The organism is Streptomyces scabichelini (genome assembly GCF_011045015.1).
Taxonomy (GTDB): domain Bacteria; phylum Actinomycetota; class Actinomycetes; order Streptomycetales; family Streptomycetaceae; genus Streptomyces; species Streptomyces scabichelini.
The window spans coordinates 1-511 of record NZ_JAAKZY010000495.1 but is presented as its reverse complement, the minus strand read 5'-3'; the positions used below and the strand labels follow the sequence as shown (position 1 = coordinate 511).

The 511-nt window shown below is 72.0% G+C and carries 1 protein-coding gene; it reads right to left on the bottom strand.

Features of this window, described 5'->3' with window-relative positions:
- Positions 1 to 511 (bottom strand): condensation domain-containing protein (locus G5C60_RS50895; protein WP_241267676.1); only part of this gene is annotated, 511 nt, incomplete at both ends.

Here is a 511-nt window from a genome sequence, read left to right as displayed (position 1 = left end):
GCAGCGTGTTGATGAACAGGCCGAGCATCCGCTCGACGCCCTCCAGCTCCGGCGGACGCCCCGAGACCGTGGCACCGAAGACCACGTCCTCCCGGCCGGTCTGCCGCGCCAGCAGCAGCCCCCACACGCCCTGGACCACCGTGTTCAGCGTCAGTCCGTGTCGGCGGGCCAGTGCCGTGACGCGGTCCAGCAGGTGCTGCGGGAGGTCGGTGGTCACGTACTCCTGGAGTGCGGTCTTGTCGTGGGTGGTGTCGGGGGCGACGAGGGTCGGCTCGGCGAGCCCTTCCAGCGCCGCGGCCCACGCCTGCCCGGCCGCCTCCCGGTCCTGCCGGCCCAGCCACGCCAGATACTCCCGGTACGGAGTCACCGCCGGCAGACCCGCATCCTCACCCCCGGCCGCATACAGCCGGAACAGCTCCTCCACCAGCACCGGCACCGACCAGCCGTCCCACAGAATGTGATGACCCGTCAGCAGCAGCCGGTAGCGGCGCTCCCCCAGCCGCAGCAACGA